Source organism: Pseudomonas sp. Root329, assembly GCF_001424925.1.
GTDB lineage: Bacteria > Pseudomonadota > Gammaproteobacteria > Pseudomonadales > Pseudomonadaceae > Aquipseudomonas > Aquipseudomonas arabinosi.
Genome location: NZ_LMCV01000022.1, coordinates 39852 through 54937 on the forward strand (window position 1 = coordinate 39852; position 15086 = coordinate 54937).

Genomic DNA, 15086 nt, shown 5'->3' on the forward strand with positions numbered 1-15086 from the left:
TGCCCAGGAAGTTCAGGGTGCGCGATTGTACGCAAGCTGCCGGGGCGATGCAAGAGGCCGTCCATCGTACCTTGACACCCGCCGACGTGGGTCCTAGCATGCCGCGCAACCCTTCTGGAGCACCTGTCGCTGATGCAACCCCAAGCTTTCTACCGCGCGGTGGCGGACGATTTTAGCGCCGTCGACGGCATCATCAAGAAGCAGCTGACTTCCCGAGTGCCGCTGGTATCGAAAATCGGCGATTACATTACCTCGGCTGGCGGTAAACGCCTGCGCCCTCTATTAGTGTTGCTGTGTGGCAAGGCTCTGGGTCGCGAAGGCGATGACCTGCGCCTGCTGGCCGCGACCATCGAGTTCCTGCACACCGCGACCCTGCTGCATGACGACGTGGTCGACATGTCCGGCATGCGCCGTGGCCGCTCGACGGCCAACGCCATGTGGGGCAACGCCCCTAGCGTGCTGGTGGGCGACTTCCTGTATTCGCGGTCCTTCGAAATGATGGTCGAACTGGGCTCCATGCCGGTGATGAAAATCCTTTCGCAAGCCACGCGCATCATCGCCGAAGGCGAAGTGTTGCAGCTGTCCAAGGTTCGTGACGCCAGCACCACCGAAGAAACCTACATGGAAGTCATCCGCGGCAAGACCGCGATGCTCTTTGAGGCCTCGACCCACAGTGCTGCAGCGCTCTGCGAAGCGACATCGGAACAGTCAGAAGCCCTGCGTACATTCGGCGATCATCTGGGCGTGGCGTTCCAATTGGTCGACGACCTGCTGGACTACAAAGGTGACGCCGAAACCCTGGGCAAGAACGTCGGTGACGATCTTGCCGAAGGCAAGCCGACCCTGCCTCTGATCTACACCATGCGCGAAGGCACGCCGGAGCAGGCTGCCCTGGTGCGCAAGGCGATCCAGAAAGGCGGCATCGAAGACCTGGAAAGCATCCGCGAAGCCGTGGAAGCGTCTGGTTCGCTGGATTACACCGCCCAGCTGGCTCGTGACTACGTGGCCCGCGCGATCAAGTGCCTCGACGCGCTGCCTGCCAGCGAGTACCGCGATGCGCTGGTCGAATTGAGCGAATTTGCGGTCGCCCGCACGCACTGATTTTTACAGCAAGATCAAAAGATCGCAGCCTGCGGCAGCTCCTACGGGGCTGCGATCTTTCGCTGTCACCCCTCTTCCGCCTAAAACCCTATATAATGTGCGACTTTTAGCGATCCTCAATCCAAGGAGCTTTAGTGAGCACGTTGCCACCCTGCCCAAAATGCAATTCCGAATACACCTACGAAGACGGCGCCCAGCTGATCTGCCCTGAGTGCGCCCACGAGTGGTCCGCCAGCGGCGAAGCCGAAGCAGTGTCCGATGACACCGTGAAAAAGGATTCGGTCGGCAACGTCCTGCAGGACGGCGACACCATCACCGTGATCAAGGACCTCAAGGTCAAAGGCACGTCGCTGGTGGTCAAGGTCGGCACCAAGGTCAAGAACATCCGCCTGTGCGATGGCGATCACGACATCGACTGCAAGATCGACGGCATCGGCCCGATGAAGCTCAAATCCGAGTTCGTCAGAAAAGTCTGAGCCTGCTGTATTCCATCCCGCGTCCCGCGTGGGATGGTGCTTCACCCTCCCCGCTTCGCCCAACAATCCCTCGCAATAGCCAAACGCCAGCCGTTTTGACCTTACGCAACCTTTACCCTTAAAAAACACAAACCGCCAATAGGTCCTTGCTATTTGATGAATAAGAATTATTCTCATTGAAACCCATCAATGGAGATGAGACCCATGACTTATTTGATCGACGCCTGGCTGGACCGCCCACACCCTTACCTCAGGATCCTGCATCGGGAAACCGGAGAAGTTTGTGCGGTGCTTGAAGAAGAAGCCTTGACCGAGCTGCAGGATCAGGGTGATCTGGACGTCAACGGCTTGAGTTCCAGCGAGCCGGTGGTGCTCAAGGAACTGGTGCGCAATCTGTTTCTGTTCTGCTATGCCCGGGCATTGCGCCCGACGCATGATCTGACGCACAAGATCGAAATATGATGCAGCGCAAAAAACTGTGGGAGCTAGCCTGCCGGCGATTGCGATCTGACAGCCAACATTGCTGCTGACTGACACACCGCTATCGCGAGCAGGCTCGCTCCCACATTAGCCCGACGTAGTATCGGGCCGGGTCTTACAGAACGTCGAGCAGTTCGACGTCGAATACCAGTACGCTGTGCGGCGGAATGCTGCCAACGCCTTGAGCGCCGTAAGCCAGTTCGCTCGGCACGTACAGACGCCATTTGCTGCCGGCGTTCATCAGTTGCAGGGCTTCGGTCCAGCCAGCGATCACGCCGCCAACCGGGAATTCTGCAGGCTGACCACGATCGTAGGAGCTGTCGAACACAGTGCCGTCGATCAGAGTGCCGTGGTAGTGAGTGCGCACTTGATCTTCACGGGTTGGCTTGGCGCCTTCACCTTGAGTCAGCACTTCGAATTGCAGGCCGGAAGCCAGGGTGGTGATGCCGTCACGCTTGGCGTTTTCAGCCAGGAATGCCAGGCCTTCGCCAGCAGCGGCTTCAGCTTTGGCAGCTGCTTCAGCTTGCATGATTTCGCGAATGACCTTGAAGCTCGCGGACATTTCTTCCTGACCCACACGGCTTTCCTTACCGGCGAAAGCGTCGGTCAGACCTGCCAGGATCGCGTCCAGGCTAACGCCCGGTGGCGGGTTGTCGCGCAGTTGATCGCCCAGCTGACGGCCAATACCGTAGCTGACGCGGGTTTCGTCGGTGGACAGATTTACTTCGGACATGACACTGCTCCGCTGTGCGGACGGCCCTGGAACTTGCCGTGCGTACACAGCGCGTCCCGGAGCGCCCGGAACCAAAAGGGCCAGCAGACTAGCACAGATGCCATTGCGTTGATGAGAGGTGTCAGTGCTGCCACGCAATCGGTACCTTCAGGCTCCCCTCGGAACTGGCACCGAGCCCACACATCTCGTCATGAACCGAAACGTGTACAAGGTTGAATGGCAAGCTGGGAAAGGCATGAAGCACTTCACGCGCATGCTCGACCGAACGTAAATGAAACATCTGGCCGTGGTTATCACTCAACGGATACGCCGCGCCATGCATCCGCGCTTCCAACAGGTAGATCCCGCCTTCCATCGAGATCAGATTGAGCTCATCAACCTTCCCGGCGATGGCATAAGCATTCAACTCTTTCAGGTCCATAAACGCACCTCACGCAATGGCGAGCCAAGATCTTTACAGGCATAGGCCTCGGCGCATCAAAGTACAAGCCACAAACGACACCGCCCGTCTGTTTCGCAACAGACGGGCGGCTGGGTATAGCGATAAAAAGCGATCAGTGCTTGGTCAGCTTATCCAGATAACCCATGGCAAACGCCGAAATCACGAAGGTCATGTGGATGACCACGTACCACTTCAAATGCTCGGGATCGACGTTCTTGGCGTCCATGAAAATCCGCAGCAGGTGGATGGAAGAAATGGCCACGATGGAAGCGGCCACCTTCATCTTCAACGAAGAGGAATCCATGGTGCCCAGCCAGTTGAGCTTTTCCTTGTCGTCATCGATATCCAGTTGGGAAACGAAGTTCTCGTAACCGGAAATCATCACCATCACCAGCAAACCGCCTACCAGCGCCATGTCGATCAGCGACAGCAACACCAGAATCAGATCCGACTCGGCCATCGAGAACACGTTAGGGATGACGTGGAAGACTTCCTGGAAGAATTTCAGCGCCAGGGCCAGCAGCCCGAGGGACAGACCGAAGTAGATCGGTGCCAGCAGCCAGCGGCTGGCGTACATTGCATTTTCGATAAAGCGTTCCATTAAATCTCACAAGGGGGCTGGAAATGGCCGCGAGTATATCAGCCACCAGTTACACCCAGAAACCGCCGGGAAATCCGCAACCTGCGAGTGTGTGACAAGGTTTTTCTGCTAGTGTCCAAAGCATTGACAGCTCAGCGACATCGGACAGGAAGACGGGAAATGGATGTGCGATTGCCTTTAACGAGCGCCGGCATTTGCCTGGCTTTGCTGATGAGCGCCTGCTCACCCAGCGATGAGAAGCGCCAGGTCAGCCTCGAGGAAAAGACTGCGCAGTTCGAGAAGTCTCTGGATGCGATTCAAGATCCGAAACTCAAGGAAGCCGTAGCTGAACTCGGCGGCTCACTGTTGTTGCTCGAGCGTGCGCAACTCAAGCTCGACAGCAAACCGGTGGAAACAGAATATGGCGAAGACGCCCTCGCCGTCCTCAAGCACTATCCGACGCCCCAAGCCTTGGTCGACACGTACATCAACGGCCTGTTCGTGCTGCACAAAGATTCCAGTTCCGACTACCTGACCGACCTGCAACCGGTGTTCCCCTTCAACTTCAACATTCCGGTCGCGTTTCTCTTTCCCCATAGTCTTGAATGGCAATCGGTGACCTTGAGCAACAAACGCGTCATCCCGTTTCAGCCGGAATGGTCAGAAACCGATCCTGGAATTCAACTGAGCCCATCGAGCTCAAACCTGACCAACCCCGACGACCTGACGGTGACCTACCCCTTCATCGATGGCCTGGACGTGGACAAAAAGAACCAGCCACAACCGGTGAGTCTGCAAGGCAAGGTGGAAGTGATCGCGCCGCGCCGACTCTACAGCTTCGACCTGACGAAAAAGGACGTTGGTCAGACTCGCACCAACGACAACCTCAGCGTCACCCTGCTGAACCTTGCAAACAACTACGCCGAAATCGAATTCAACAACAGCGCGCCACAGGCCCCCGAGGTCGGCGAAACACCGCTGAACCCGCTGATCGTCCAGGCCAAGGACAGCACCGGGCAATTTCTCTCGCGCTCAGGCTCGATCAACGAAACCTCCACACAAATAGCCTTCTATCAAAAGCAACTGGCGAAAATGCAACAGCAGAAAGCCTGGAGCGAGAGCTTCGAGAAACAGATCGATGAAGAGCAGCGCGCCTTTGAGAAGCAACAGAGCCACCATTATTCCAAGGTGTATTTCAACGGGTCGATCGACGCTCTTGAAGTCAGCGTACTGGACTTTTCAACCGCCACGGTGACCCGCAAGGACCTGAACCTGCCGGTACTTCGCTTCGACCCACACACCACGCAAAAGACCATCCAGCCACTGACGCTGCCGGTGGTGGTGTACGACGACCAGGCCCCGATATGGCTCAAGGGCGCCACGCTTGGCGAGGAACAACTGAAAAAGAGCGTCAGCATCAGTCAGTCGGTCGAAGAGCCCAGCGCCGCGCGTATCGAGTTCGATCACCCCAAAAGCTTCAATGATGAGCTGCTCGGCACCTCCTTCAGCCCCGGCGAAAGCCCGGTCAGTTTCTTTACCGAGGACGGTAACGGCAAACGCGATCAGCCAATCGAGTTGCCGCCTGAGGCTTACCAGGTCGATCCCCTGCGCGGCATCATCACCTACGACTTGAACCTGTTTCCAGAAACCCCGGCTTACGCGGTGGGCTCCATGCCGCTGTTTCTCGCCACTGTCGAAAAGAAAACCATCGACGCCCACCAGTTGCCCAAAGGGCTGGTGCTCAAAGGCAATGCGCTGGTGGTTGATCTGAAGCAGTTTCCCGCCCAGGACTGGCGTTTCTTCGCCAAGGACGACAGCGGCAATTATCTGAAGGAGATTCTTTCGGTCAGCCACGATGCGAGCGCAGAAGGCCCGGCATTATTGGGGGTGCATTACTTCTACGGGCAGCCTGCCCGCCTGGAAACCTATCAACGAACCGATCTCTCCACCGTGCAATATGGCTTCGAGGTCAAACTCGACAAGGCGGACACATCCAACCTTGCTCAATAGCCTGTTCAGTGCTCGGGCCGAAACTCGAAACCTCCAGGGTTGCGGCAGCGGCCACCATTGATTTCCCGCAGCTGAGCTTGCAGGTGCAGGCACCAGATTTGCGGATCATCGGCCAGCTCATAGCCGTGCAGGGTGAGACTTTCAACAATGGTGTCGAGGATCGACTCAGCCACAAAGGGGCCATGAAACGGGCCCTGGGCTTTGATGGCAGAAGGTTGTTCGCCGGCCATTCCAGCGGCGAAGAGTAAGGTCCACATGCCCGTATCCCCCGCCAATGGGCGGATGGCACACTCGATACGGGTCACAAGGCCCAGGCATTGACGGGTGAGGCAGAGGTTGCGCGACATGGCGGCGACCCTCGGTAGATCCGGTATTCAGCCCCCACGGGAGGGCTGTCTCGATCCAGTGATTACTGTCGATATCCTTGACCTGAGAATAGAGGAAAAGTCTGACTAGCACGTCAAGTGAGACCAGAAGGCGCCGAATGGTCATTGTGTGAATATTGACGCCAGACTGATGGCACTTTTTCGGAGTGCGCCGGATACAAATGTGGAAGCGAGCCTGCTCGCGAAAGCGGTGTGTCAGGCGACATTGACGTCAACTGGCACTCCCTCTTCGCGAGCAGGCTCGCTCCCACAGTGGATCTACCTGATCCTCAAATTGTTTCTGTATCAGGCGGGCTTGGTTTCCACCAAGGCTTCCTGCGCCATCTCTTTCTCGGCTTCCTTGAGGTCTTCTTCGCTGATCATTTCTGCGATGACCCGCAAGCGTTCCACCACCCGCGCGTTAACGCTGCCTTCAGGGAACTGACCATCGGCGTCCGGCGCACCGGCCGGCTCGCCGACCAACAGGCTCAGGGCTTCATCAGCCTGGCGCACGGCGTAGACGTGGAACTGCCCCGCGCGCACCGCCGTCAGCACTTTCTCGTCGAGCATCAGCGTGGCAACGTTGGCGTGGGGAATGATTGCGCCCTGCTCCCCGGTCAACCCGCGCGCTTCGCAGAGTCGGAAGAAGCCTTCGATCTTCTCGTTGACCCCACCCACCGCCTGCACTTCACCGAACTGGTTGATCGAGCCGGTGATCGCAAAACACTGCTTGAGCGGGGTTTTCGACAGGGCCGAAATCAAGGTGCAAGCCTCGCCCAGCGATGCACTATCACCGTCGACATAACCGTAGGACTGCTCCAGGGCGATACTCGCGGAAATCGCCAGCGGGAATTCCTGGGCGTAACGACTGCCCAGATACCCGGTGAGGATCATCACGCCTTTGGAGTGAATCGGCTGGCCAAGATTGACCTCGCGCTCGATGTCGACGATGCCGCTACCGCCTGGATACACCGTGGCGGAAATCCGCGCCGGTATACCGAAGGCCGAGTCACCGACCTCCAGCACTGTCAGCCCGTTGCACTTGCCGACCGCCGCACCTGCGGTGTCGATCAGGATGATCCCGGCCAGCATGTCATCGAGAATCCGTGCCGAGACGCGCCCGGTCCGCGTGGCCTTGGCCTTGAGCGCACGCTCGATGTGCCCGGCGTCGGTCATTTCGTCACTGGCCAGTTGGCGAATGAAATCCGCCTCGCTGACCAGTTGGAACAGATCACCGATCCGCGCCGACAAACGCCCCTGGTGTTCAGCCAGGCGAGCACTGTAAGTCGCCAGACGCGCCACCGCATCAGCGGTCAGCGGCGCCATGCCTTCTTCGGAGGTGCGGGTCTTGAGCAACTGGGCAAACTGCTCCAGGCTTTCATCGACCATCGGGATGTCTTCGTCGAAGTCCACCAGGACACGGAACATCTCCTGGAAGTCCGGATCGAGGTCCTGCAGCGTGTAGTAGAGCTGTCGGGCGCCGATGATGACCACTTTGACCTGCAACGGAATATGTTGCGGAGTAAGAGTCACGGTGGCGAAACGGCCCATCTCACCCAGCGGCGATTCCATTTTCAATTTGCGCGATTGCAGCGCGCGTTTGAGCGCATCCCACACGAACGGCTCGCTGAGCATTTTTTCCGCTTCAAGAATCAGGAAGCCGCCGTTGGCGCGGTGCAGCGCACCCGGACGCAACTGTCGATACGTGGTGTAGAGCGCGCCCTGATCGGTGGTGTACTCGATGCGGCCGAACAGGTTTTCGTAAGTCGGGTGCGGCTCAAAGACCACTGGCGCACCGCCGCTGAACGGATGACCGACCACCAGGCTCGGCGCGTATTGCTCTTCCAGCAGCTTGCGGGCGATGGCGTCCGTCTTGCTGTCGTCCACCAGTTGCTCGACCACGGTCTTGAGCAGATACACCTGCATCGCTTGCAGGTAACCGCAAACGCCGGCGTTTTCCGCGTACTTTTCCGACAGCGGCGAGAGCAAGGGTTGCAAGGCCAGGGTGATGGTTTCTTCGTTGAGCTGGCGCAGTTGATTGCTCGACTCACGCTTCCATTGCGGCAAGCTGGCGAGTTCTTCGTTCAGCCGCTCTTCCAGCCACGAAATATCCTCGTGAAAACGCTCGCGATCGACTTCCGGCAACTGGGCAAATTCGGCCTCATCCACAGCCTTGCCTTCGCTCATCGGGGTGAAGGCGATATTGGTGCTGTCGCGGTACAGCGCAACGTCCTTCTCCAGCGCCAGGCGCTCGATCACATCCAGCGCCTTGTCGTAACGCTGGTTGAAGGCGCGGTCGATGGCGCTTTTCTTTTGCTGGTAGGAGGGGTGCTCGAACACGGCCGGAAAAGTCGCCAGCAGGTTGTCGATCAAGCCGTTGATGTCATCGATAAAAGCACCGGCGGTGCCAGAGGGCAATTCCAGAGTGCGAGGTTCGCGAGGATCATCGAAATTGTTGACGTAGACCCAGTCCGCCGGGGTCTGCAGGCGTTTGCCTTCGGCTTTCAGGTAGCGTTTGACGAACGAAAACCGGCCGGTGCCGGGCTCGCCCATGACGAATACGTTGTAACCGGGGCGTGGCATTGCCACACCGAACTGCAAGGCTTCGACCGCACGTTCCTGGCCAAGCACACCGCGGAAGGGCTCCAATTCATTGGTGGTAGAGAAGCTGAACTGTTCAGCGGAAAACGGACGGGTCAGCGCTTCGGGCGCTAGACGCAAGCTGGCAGCAACAGGATCAGGCATCGGGCTTCCTTACATCAGGCGGGGCAGATAGCGGCATTCTGGCGCTGCCCATACCTCACTTGCAAGGCGCGCCTCTAGCCAAAGCATAGACAAAGCAACATCTCCAGGCGGGGCGGGCCTAAATCAATGTTTTCAACGAATGTTTCGCAAAAAATCACGGAACCCCAGGAACGTGCCTAAACTCCAAACTGCGCGGCTGGAACAATAACCGGCCCACTGGCGCCAGATCGGGCCAGACCCCTGTCCATTGGTATGCACATAAAGAGAACAAAGCTATGAAACGGATTCTTCTCGGTACTCTCTTCGCCGCTGTATCCATCAACGCCATGGCTCAGGCGCCAGGCGGCCCGGATTGCGGTTGGGGCAACATGCTGTTCGAAGGTCAGCGTGGCACCCCGGCTCACTTCCTGGCATCCACCACCAACGGCACGTCCGGCAACGCAACCTTCGGGATGACCTCGGGTACCAACGGTTGCGCGACCAATGCGTCGCTGACCTATGGCGGCAAATCCTGGATTGCCATGAATGGCATGATGAACGAGCTCTCTGAAGACATGGCTAAAGGTCAGGGCGAAGCGCTGACCACTTACGCTGTGGTACTGGGCGTGGCGCCGGAAGACCGTGCGCATTTCGCCGCCGTCACTCATGAGCACTTCCAGCAGATCTTCAGCAAGGCTGACGTGACCGCTGACGACGTGCATACCAACACCCTGGCCGTTCTGAAGAGCGATCCGCGTCTGGCCAAGTACGCTACTCAAGCTTAAGCTCGAACCGCCCGCTCCTTCTCGGGGCGGGTTTTATTTTTTGAACCTGGCCCTTTTGGCCTGCCCCTTTGGGTCTTTGTTTTTTTCGACTTAAGTTGCCCACTATGCTCAAACGCCTTGCCTGGCTGGCGCTCTGTGTCTGCGCCCCGCTGTCTGCCACGCCCAAAATCGACAATCAACGTTTGCAGCAATTGGCCAATGACCCCTTCTGGATTTCTCTGGGCCACTACGAAACCGCCAAACTCGGTGGCTGGCGCAGCTATGTCAGCGACAAGAAATTCTTCCTCGCCGCCGACGGCAATGAACATCCTGACCGTGAACTGGCGGCGACCGTGCAAGCGCTGTACGCCCCGGCCAGCGCCGGTGAAAAACATGCGCAATGCGTCTACCCGGCCCGCACCCGCTGGCTGAAGGCGCAGCTCAACCTGAGCGATCTGCCAAAGCTTCCCTGCACTGAATTCAAGCAATGGTTCAAGGATGTTTCGCCCCACAGTGCGGTGATGATTTTCCCGGCGGCGTATCTGAACAGTCCGTCATCGATGTTCGGCCATACGTTGCTGCGTATCGACCAGGCCAATGTGCAGAGCGATCAAACTGCCCTGCTCAGTTATGCAATCAACTTCGGCGCGTACATCGAAGGCTCGGACAACAGCATCCTGTATGCCTGGAAAGGCTTGATGGGCGGCTATCCCGGCTTGTTTGCGCTGGTGCCTTATCAGGAAAAACTCTCGGAGTACCGCAGTCTCGAGAACCGCGATCTGTGGGAATACCGTCTGAACCTGACCCAGGCAGAAACCGAGCGCATGGTCGAGCACGTCTGGGAGCTCAAGCAGATCCAGTTCGACTATTTTTTCTTCGACGAAAACTGCTCTTATCGTCTGCTGGAATTGCTGCAAGTGGCCCGCCCGAGCCTGCGATTGACCGAACAATTCCCGCTGACCGCGATTCCTACGGACACCGTCAAAGCGGTGAAAGAAGCCGGACTGGTGGAATCCATTCAGTATCGACCGTCTCGCGAACGTGAACTGCTGAGCCGCGCCGAGCCGTTGCCCCATGAAGAACAGGAATGGGTGCTGAAAGTCAGCGCCGACCAGAAGCAACTGCAAGAACCGGCGTTCAAGGCTCAACCCAAGGATCGTCAGGCGCTGATCATCGACGCGGCCTATCGCCTGGAGCGCTACCGCGCCAACGGCCAGGAACGCGACCCGCAACGGGCGCAGCGCAGTTTCGAACTTCTGCGGGCGATCAACCAGAACCCCGCGCCGGAACTGGACATCCCGCAACCCGGCTTGCCTGAGGATGGCCACGAATCCCGCACTTGGCAGGCAGGCATCGGCACTCGGGGCGACAAGGCGTTTGGCGAATATGGCCTGCGCATGGCGTATCACGACCTCAACGACAACGCCGAAAGCTTCCCCCTCGGCGCGCAGATTGAAATCCTGCAAATGAAACTGCGCCAGTACGAAGGCAATCACTGGCAGTTGCAGCAATTGGACCTGGCGACCATCCGCTCCCTGACCCCGCGCAATGAATTGCTGCAGCCACTCTCGTGGCAAGTCACCGGCGGCCTGGAGCGCGTGCCGGGCAAGCATGACGACGAAACCCTGGTCAGCCACGTCAATGGCGGTGGCGGCGGGACCTGGCAACTGGGCGACGACATGCTTGGATTTGCTTTGGGCACCGTGCGCGTTGAGCACAACAACGACTTCGCCGGCTTCATCGCACCGGCGGCGGGCTTCAACAGCGGTTTGCTGTGGAAAAACCCGCTGGGTAACTTCAGCCTGGAGGCCAAGGGCGACTTCTTCACCAATGGCGAAGTGCGCCGTAGTGTGAGTCTGAATCAACAGTGGGAATTGTCGCGCAATCTGGGTTTACGCCTGAGTGCCCAGCGCGAATTCAGCCACCTGGCTTCGCCCGAGAACGAAGTGATGCTTGAGGTGAAGTGGTATCACTATTAATCCCAACTCACCACAAAACCAATGTGGGAGCGGGCTTGCTCGCGAAGGCGGTATGCCAGTCGACACTTATGCTAACTGACACACCGCCTTCGCGAGCAAGCCCGCTCCCACATTTGATTTGCGTTGCCCAATAGATTTTTCACACCCCTTCCACAAACACCTCACGAATCCAGTCCTAGACTTCTCCTATAGGCCGTTGACGGCCTGGGAGTCTGAGATGTGGCGTTGCGTGGGCGTGGTGGGTTTGCTGATGTTGATCGCGGGTTGCCAGACGACTCACGAGGATCTGATCGCCAAGGGTTATCCACCGGCATTCGCCGATGGCTTCGATGACGGTTGCAGCAGTGGCCGGCAAGCGGCAGGGGCAATCACCGGAGAGTTTCGTAAAAACGTTCCACGTTACCTCAAGGACAAGCAGTACGCCGAGGGCTGGAGCGATGGCTTCCGTCAGTGTCAGGCAATGCGCGAAAGCGAGGACCGTGAGGATTATCGCAGCCACCATTGGGACGACCGGAACAAAGCCTGGCAGCAGCAGAAGGATCAGGACGCCGCTCGTGCTTTTCGCTCGCAATAAGTCGCCCACAGATATCTGTCGAAACTAAAAGCCTGCGACCATGGCCCAAACCCTATAACGGGAGAAAACCATGAGTCGTGCGTTCGTCAATGAAGATAATGCCGCCGCGCAAGCCGATCAGCCCGCCGAACGGCAAGTCAGCGCGCAGCCGAATTACGTCACGCCCACGGGGCTGGCCCAGTTGCAGGTGAAAGTCGCCGAGGTGCAAAACCTGCTCAATGAACAGAGTGCAAAGGGTGAACTGGCAGACAAACAGAGCCAGGCTGACCTTGAGCGCGACTGGCGGTATTTCAATCAACGCCTGCAAAGCGCTCAGTTAGTCGTACCGGCCTCCTCGACCAACAAAGTGCAGATTGGCGCCTGGGTGACGTTTGCCGATGAACAGGGCAAAGAGCAGCGTGTGCAGTTGGTCGGCGAGGATCAGGCGGACGCTGCCAGCGGATTGATCAATTGGGGATCGCCACTGGGGCGGGCGTTGCTCGGTGCGCAGGTCGGGGATGAAGTGCTGTGGAAGCGACCGGCGGGAGATTTGGTGATTGAGGTTGTGAGCATAGAGGTTGGTGACCATTAGGCCGCCTTCGCGGGCAAGCCTCGCTCCTACGGATATCAGTGCCTGTAGGAGCGAGGCTTGCCCGCGAATGTCGCGCCGCGGTTTACCTGAGTAACATCCATAAAAAAACGGAGCCCGAAGGCTCCGTTCTTTCGTACAACCAACCTGAAATCAGGCCAGTTTCTTGTGCCGTACACGATGCGGCTGAGTCGCGGCTTCGCCGAGGCGTTTGCGGCGATCGGCTTCGTACTCGGTGTAGTTGCCTTCGAAGAACACCGCTTGCGAGTCGTCTTCGTACGCCAGGATGTGAGTCGCGACGCGGTCAAGGAACCACCGATCGTGAGAGATCACAATCGCAGCGCCCGGGAAGTCCAACAGGGCTTCTTCCAGGGAACGCAGGGTTTCAACGTCGAGGTCGTTGGACGGTTCGTCGAGCAGCAGGACGTTGCCGCCCTCTTTCAAGGTCAGGGCCAGGTGCAAGCGACCGCGCTCACCACCGGACAGGTCCTTGACGAACTTCTGCTGATCGCCGCCCTTGAAGTTGAAGCGACCGACGTAGGTGCGCGATGGGATCTCGTAGTTGCCGATGCGGATCTGATCCGAACCGTCGGAGATTTGCTGGAACACAGTCTTGCTGCCGTCCAGGTCTTCGCGGCTTTGATCGACGCAGGCCAGTTGCACGGTTTCGCCGACTTCGATGCTGCCCGAATCCGGTGTTTCCTTGCCCATCAGCATGCGGAACAGGGTCGATTTACCGGCACCGTTACCGCCGATCACGCCAACGATGGCGCCTTTCGGCATGGAGAACGACAGGTTGTCGATCAGCACGCGATCGCCATAACCCTTGGAGACGTTCTTGAATTCGATGACCTTGTCGCCCAGGCGTGGACCGGCCGGGATGTAGATCTCGTTGGTTTCGCTGCGTTTCTGGAATTCCTGCGATTGCATTTCTTCGAAGCGTTGCAGACGAGCCTTGGATTTGGACTGGCGGGCCTTGGCGCCTTGGCGCACCCACTCCAGTTCTTCCTTCATGGCTTTTTCGTGGGCCGACTGCTGCTTGGATTCGGCAGCCAGACGATTGGACTTGGCTTCAAGCCAGCCCGAATAGTTGCCCTCGTACGGGATACCGGCGCCGCGGTCGAGTTCGAGGATCCAGCCAGCGACGTTGTCCAGGAAGTACCGGTCGTGCGTGATCGCAACCACGGTGCCCGGGAAGTCGTGCAGGAAGTGCTCCAGCCAGGCGACGGAGTCGGCGTCCAGGTGGTTGGTCGGTTCGTCGAGCAGCAGCATGTCAGGGGCAGACAGCAGCAGGCGGCACAGGGCCACACGACGCTTTTCACCACCGGACAGGAATTCGACCTTGGCATCCCACGCCGGCAGACGCAGCGCATCGGCGGCGACTTCCAGTTGGCGATCCAGGTTGTGACCGTCGCTGGCTTGCAGGATGGCTTCGAGCTTGGCTTGTTCTGCGGCCAGTTTGTCGAAGTCGGCATCTTCATCAGCGTAAGCCGCGTAGACCTCGTCCAGGCGCGCCTGGGCGTTCTTGATCACGCTGACCGCTTCCTCGACCACTTCACGCACGGTCTTGGTCGGATCCAGGATCGGTTCCTGCGGCAGGTAGCCGATGTTCAGCTCCGGCATCGGACGGGCTTCGCCCTCGAATTCGGTGTCGACGCCGGCCATGATTTTCAACAGCGTGGACTTACCTGAACCGTTGAGGCCGAGTACGCCAATCTTGGCGCCCGGGAAGAACGACAGCGAAATGTTTTTCAGGATTTCCCGCTTCGGCGGAACAACTTTGCCCAGCCGATGCATGGTGAATACGTATTGAGCCATGGAGAACCTAGGGTCAGTGAACGATGAATGATTGGGGCGCGGGCGATGCCCGGCCAGGCCGTGCGCGTCGTCCGATTGATAGCTACCAATACGTGCGCGCTGAAAAAGCCTGATTATAGGGGGCGTTCTCAATTAGTTTCCACGCCGCGTTGTCGCCTTAAAGCGGGCCAGGCAAGGCGCAGGCCGCTGGGAATGGTTGCTCCCTTTCCAAGGCCTGCAACGCAGCCTGGCCCGCTTTAAGGCACAACCCGAAGGGCCGGGCCTGCTGTTGTGCAGGGCGGCGTTGCTCGAAGCTTATTTGGAATGACCAAACCACGCTTCTCGCGCCTTGCCCTGCACAACAGCAGACCCGGCGCGGCGCGGAAACTAATTGAGAATGCCCCCTAGAGCTGGAACGCTCCCGCGTAACCGGCAAAGCTACCTGATTGACGGAAGGCAGTCCAGCCGAGCGGGACTGGCACTTTGCCACAAC

The 15086-nt window shown here is 58.5% G+C and carries 14 protein-coding genes; 8 read left to right on the forward strand and 6 right to left on the reverse strand.

Features of this window, described 5'->3' with window-relative positions:
- The first annotated feature begins 132 nt into the window (after positions 1-132).
- The 3 genes from ASC74_RS17825 (at position 133) to ASC74_RS17835 (ending at position 2039) form a co-directional block, all read left to right on the forward strand.
- Entirely contained in the window at positions 133-1101 is a 969-nt protein-coding gene (locus ASC74_RS17825) for a polyprenyl synthetase family protein (protein WP_033054288.1), read from the forward strand.
- Between the two features lie 134 nt (positions 1102-1235).
- Positions 1236-1577 (forward strand): zinc ribbon domain-containing protein YjdM, encoded by a 342-nt coding sequence (locus ASC74_RS17830; protein WP_008154270.1) that lies wholly within the window; start codon positions 1236-1238, stop codon positions 1575-1577.
- 204 nt (positions 1578-1781) lie between these two features.
- Positions 1782-2039 carry a PA4570 family protein gene (locus tag ASC74_RS17835; protein WP_056742832.1) on the forward strand — a complete coding sequence of 86 codons (258 nt, stop codon included), beginning with the start codon at positions 1782-1784 and terminating at the stop codon, positions 2037-2039.
- Between the two features lie 133 nt (positions 2040-2172).
- On the opposite strand, the gene ASC74_RS17840 is transcribed toward ASC74_RS17835, so the two are convergent.
- The 3 genes from ASC74_RS17840 to ASC74_RS17850 all read right to left on the reverse strand — a co-directional run bounded on the left by ASC74_RS17840 (position 2173) and on the right by ASC74_RS17850 (position 3833).
- Positions 2173-2790, reverse strand: a complete 618-nt coding sequence (locus ASC74_RS17840) for an FKBP-type peptidyl-prolyl cis-trans isomerase (protein WP_046048787.1) — start codon at positions 2788-2790, stop codon at positions 2173-2175.
- Between the two features lie 121 nt (positions 2791-2911).
- The gene (locus ASC74_RS17845; protein WP_056742834.1) at positions 2912-3211 is read right to left on the reverse strand and encodes a DUF6482 family protein; all 300 of its coding nucleotides are present in this window, start codon (positions 3209-3211) and stop codon (positions 2912-2914) included.
- 133 nt (positions 3212-3344) lie between these two features.
- Positions 3345-3833, reverse strand: coding sequence for a TIGR00645 family protein (locus ASC74_RS17850; RefSeq protein WP_056742836.1), 489 nt, complete (start codon positions 3831-3833; stop codon positions 3345-3347).
- 159 nt (positions 3834-3992) lie between these two features.
- On the opposite strand from ASC74_RS17850, the gene ASC74_RS17855 reads away from it, so the two are divergent.
- Positions 3993-5822: a hypothetical protein gene (locus ASC74_RS17855; RefSeq protein ID WP_056742837.1), complete on the forward strand. Its 1830-nt coding sequence runs from the start codon at positions 3993-3995 to the stop codon at positions 5820-5822.
- A gap of 5 nt (positions 5823-5827) precedes the next feature.
- On the opposite strand, the gene ASC74_RS17860 is transcribed toward ASC74_RS17855, so the two are convergent.
- Both ASC74_RS17860 and ASC74_RS17865 read right to left on the reverse strand, forming a co-directional pair.
- Positions 5828-6169, reverse strand: coding sequence for a PA4575 family protein (locus tag ASC74_RS17860; RefSeq protein WP_046048783.1), 342 nt, complete (start codon positions 6167-6169; stop codon positions 5828-5830).
- Positions 6170-6493: 324 nt separating this feature from the next.
- On the reverse strand, positions 6494-8932 hold the full coding sequence (locus tag ASC74_RS17865) for a Lon protease family protein (protein ID WP_056742840.1): 2439 nt from the start codon (positions 8930-8932) through the stop codon (positions 6494-6496).
- A gap of 275 nt (positions 8933-9207) precedes the next feature.
- Between ASC74_RS17865 and ASC74_RS17870 the strand changes: the two genes are divergently transcribed.
- The 4 genes from ASC74_RS17870 (at position 9208) to ASC74_RS17885 (ending at position 12799) form a co-directional block, all read left to right on the forward strand.
- On the forward strand, positions 9208-9696 hold the full coding sequence (locus ASC74_RS17870; protein ID WP_056742842.1) for a DUF3015 domain-containing protein: 489 nt from the start codon (positions 9208-9210) through the stop codon (positions 9694-9696).
- Between the two features lie 104 nt (positions 9697-9800).
- Positions 9801-11654, forward strand: a complete 1854-nt coding sequence (locus ASC74_RS17875) for an Lnb N-terminal periplasmic domain-containing protein (RefSeq protein ID WP_056742844.1) — start codon at positions 9801-9803, stop codon at positions 11652-11654.
- A gap of 217 nt (positions 11655-11871) precedes the next feature.
- A complete protein-coding gene (locus ASC74_RS17880; RefSeq protein WP_056742846.1) occupies positions 11872-12228 on the forward strand; it encodes a hypothetical protein in 357 nt (118 codons plus the stop codon).
- A 70-nt stretch (positions 12229-12298) separates the two neighbouring features.
- Positions 12299-12799 carry a GreA/GreB family elongation factor gene (locus tag ASC74_RS17885; protein ID WP_056742848.1) on the forward strand — a complete coding sequence of 167 codons (501 nt, stop codon included), beginning with the start codon at positions 12299-12301 and terminating at the stop codon, positions 12797-12799.
- Between the two features lie 150 nt (positions 12800-12949).
- On the opposite strand, the gene ettA is transcribed toward ASC74_RS17885, so the two are convergent.
- On the reverse strand, positions 12950-14614 hold the full coding sequence (gene ettA, locus ASC74_RS17890) for an energy-dependent translational throttle protein EttA (protein WP_056742850.1): 1665 nt from the start codon (positions 14612-14614) through the stop codon (positions 12950-12952).
- Positions 14615-15086: the final 472 nt, after the last annotated feature.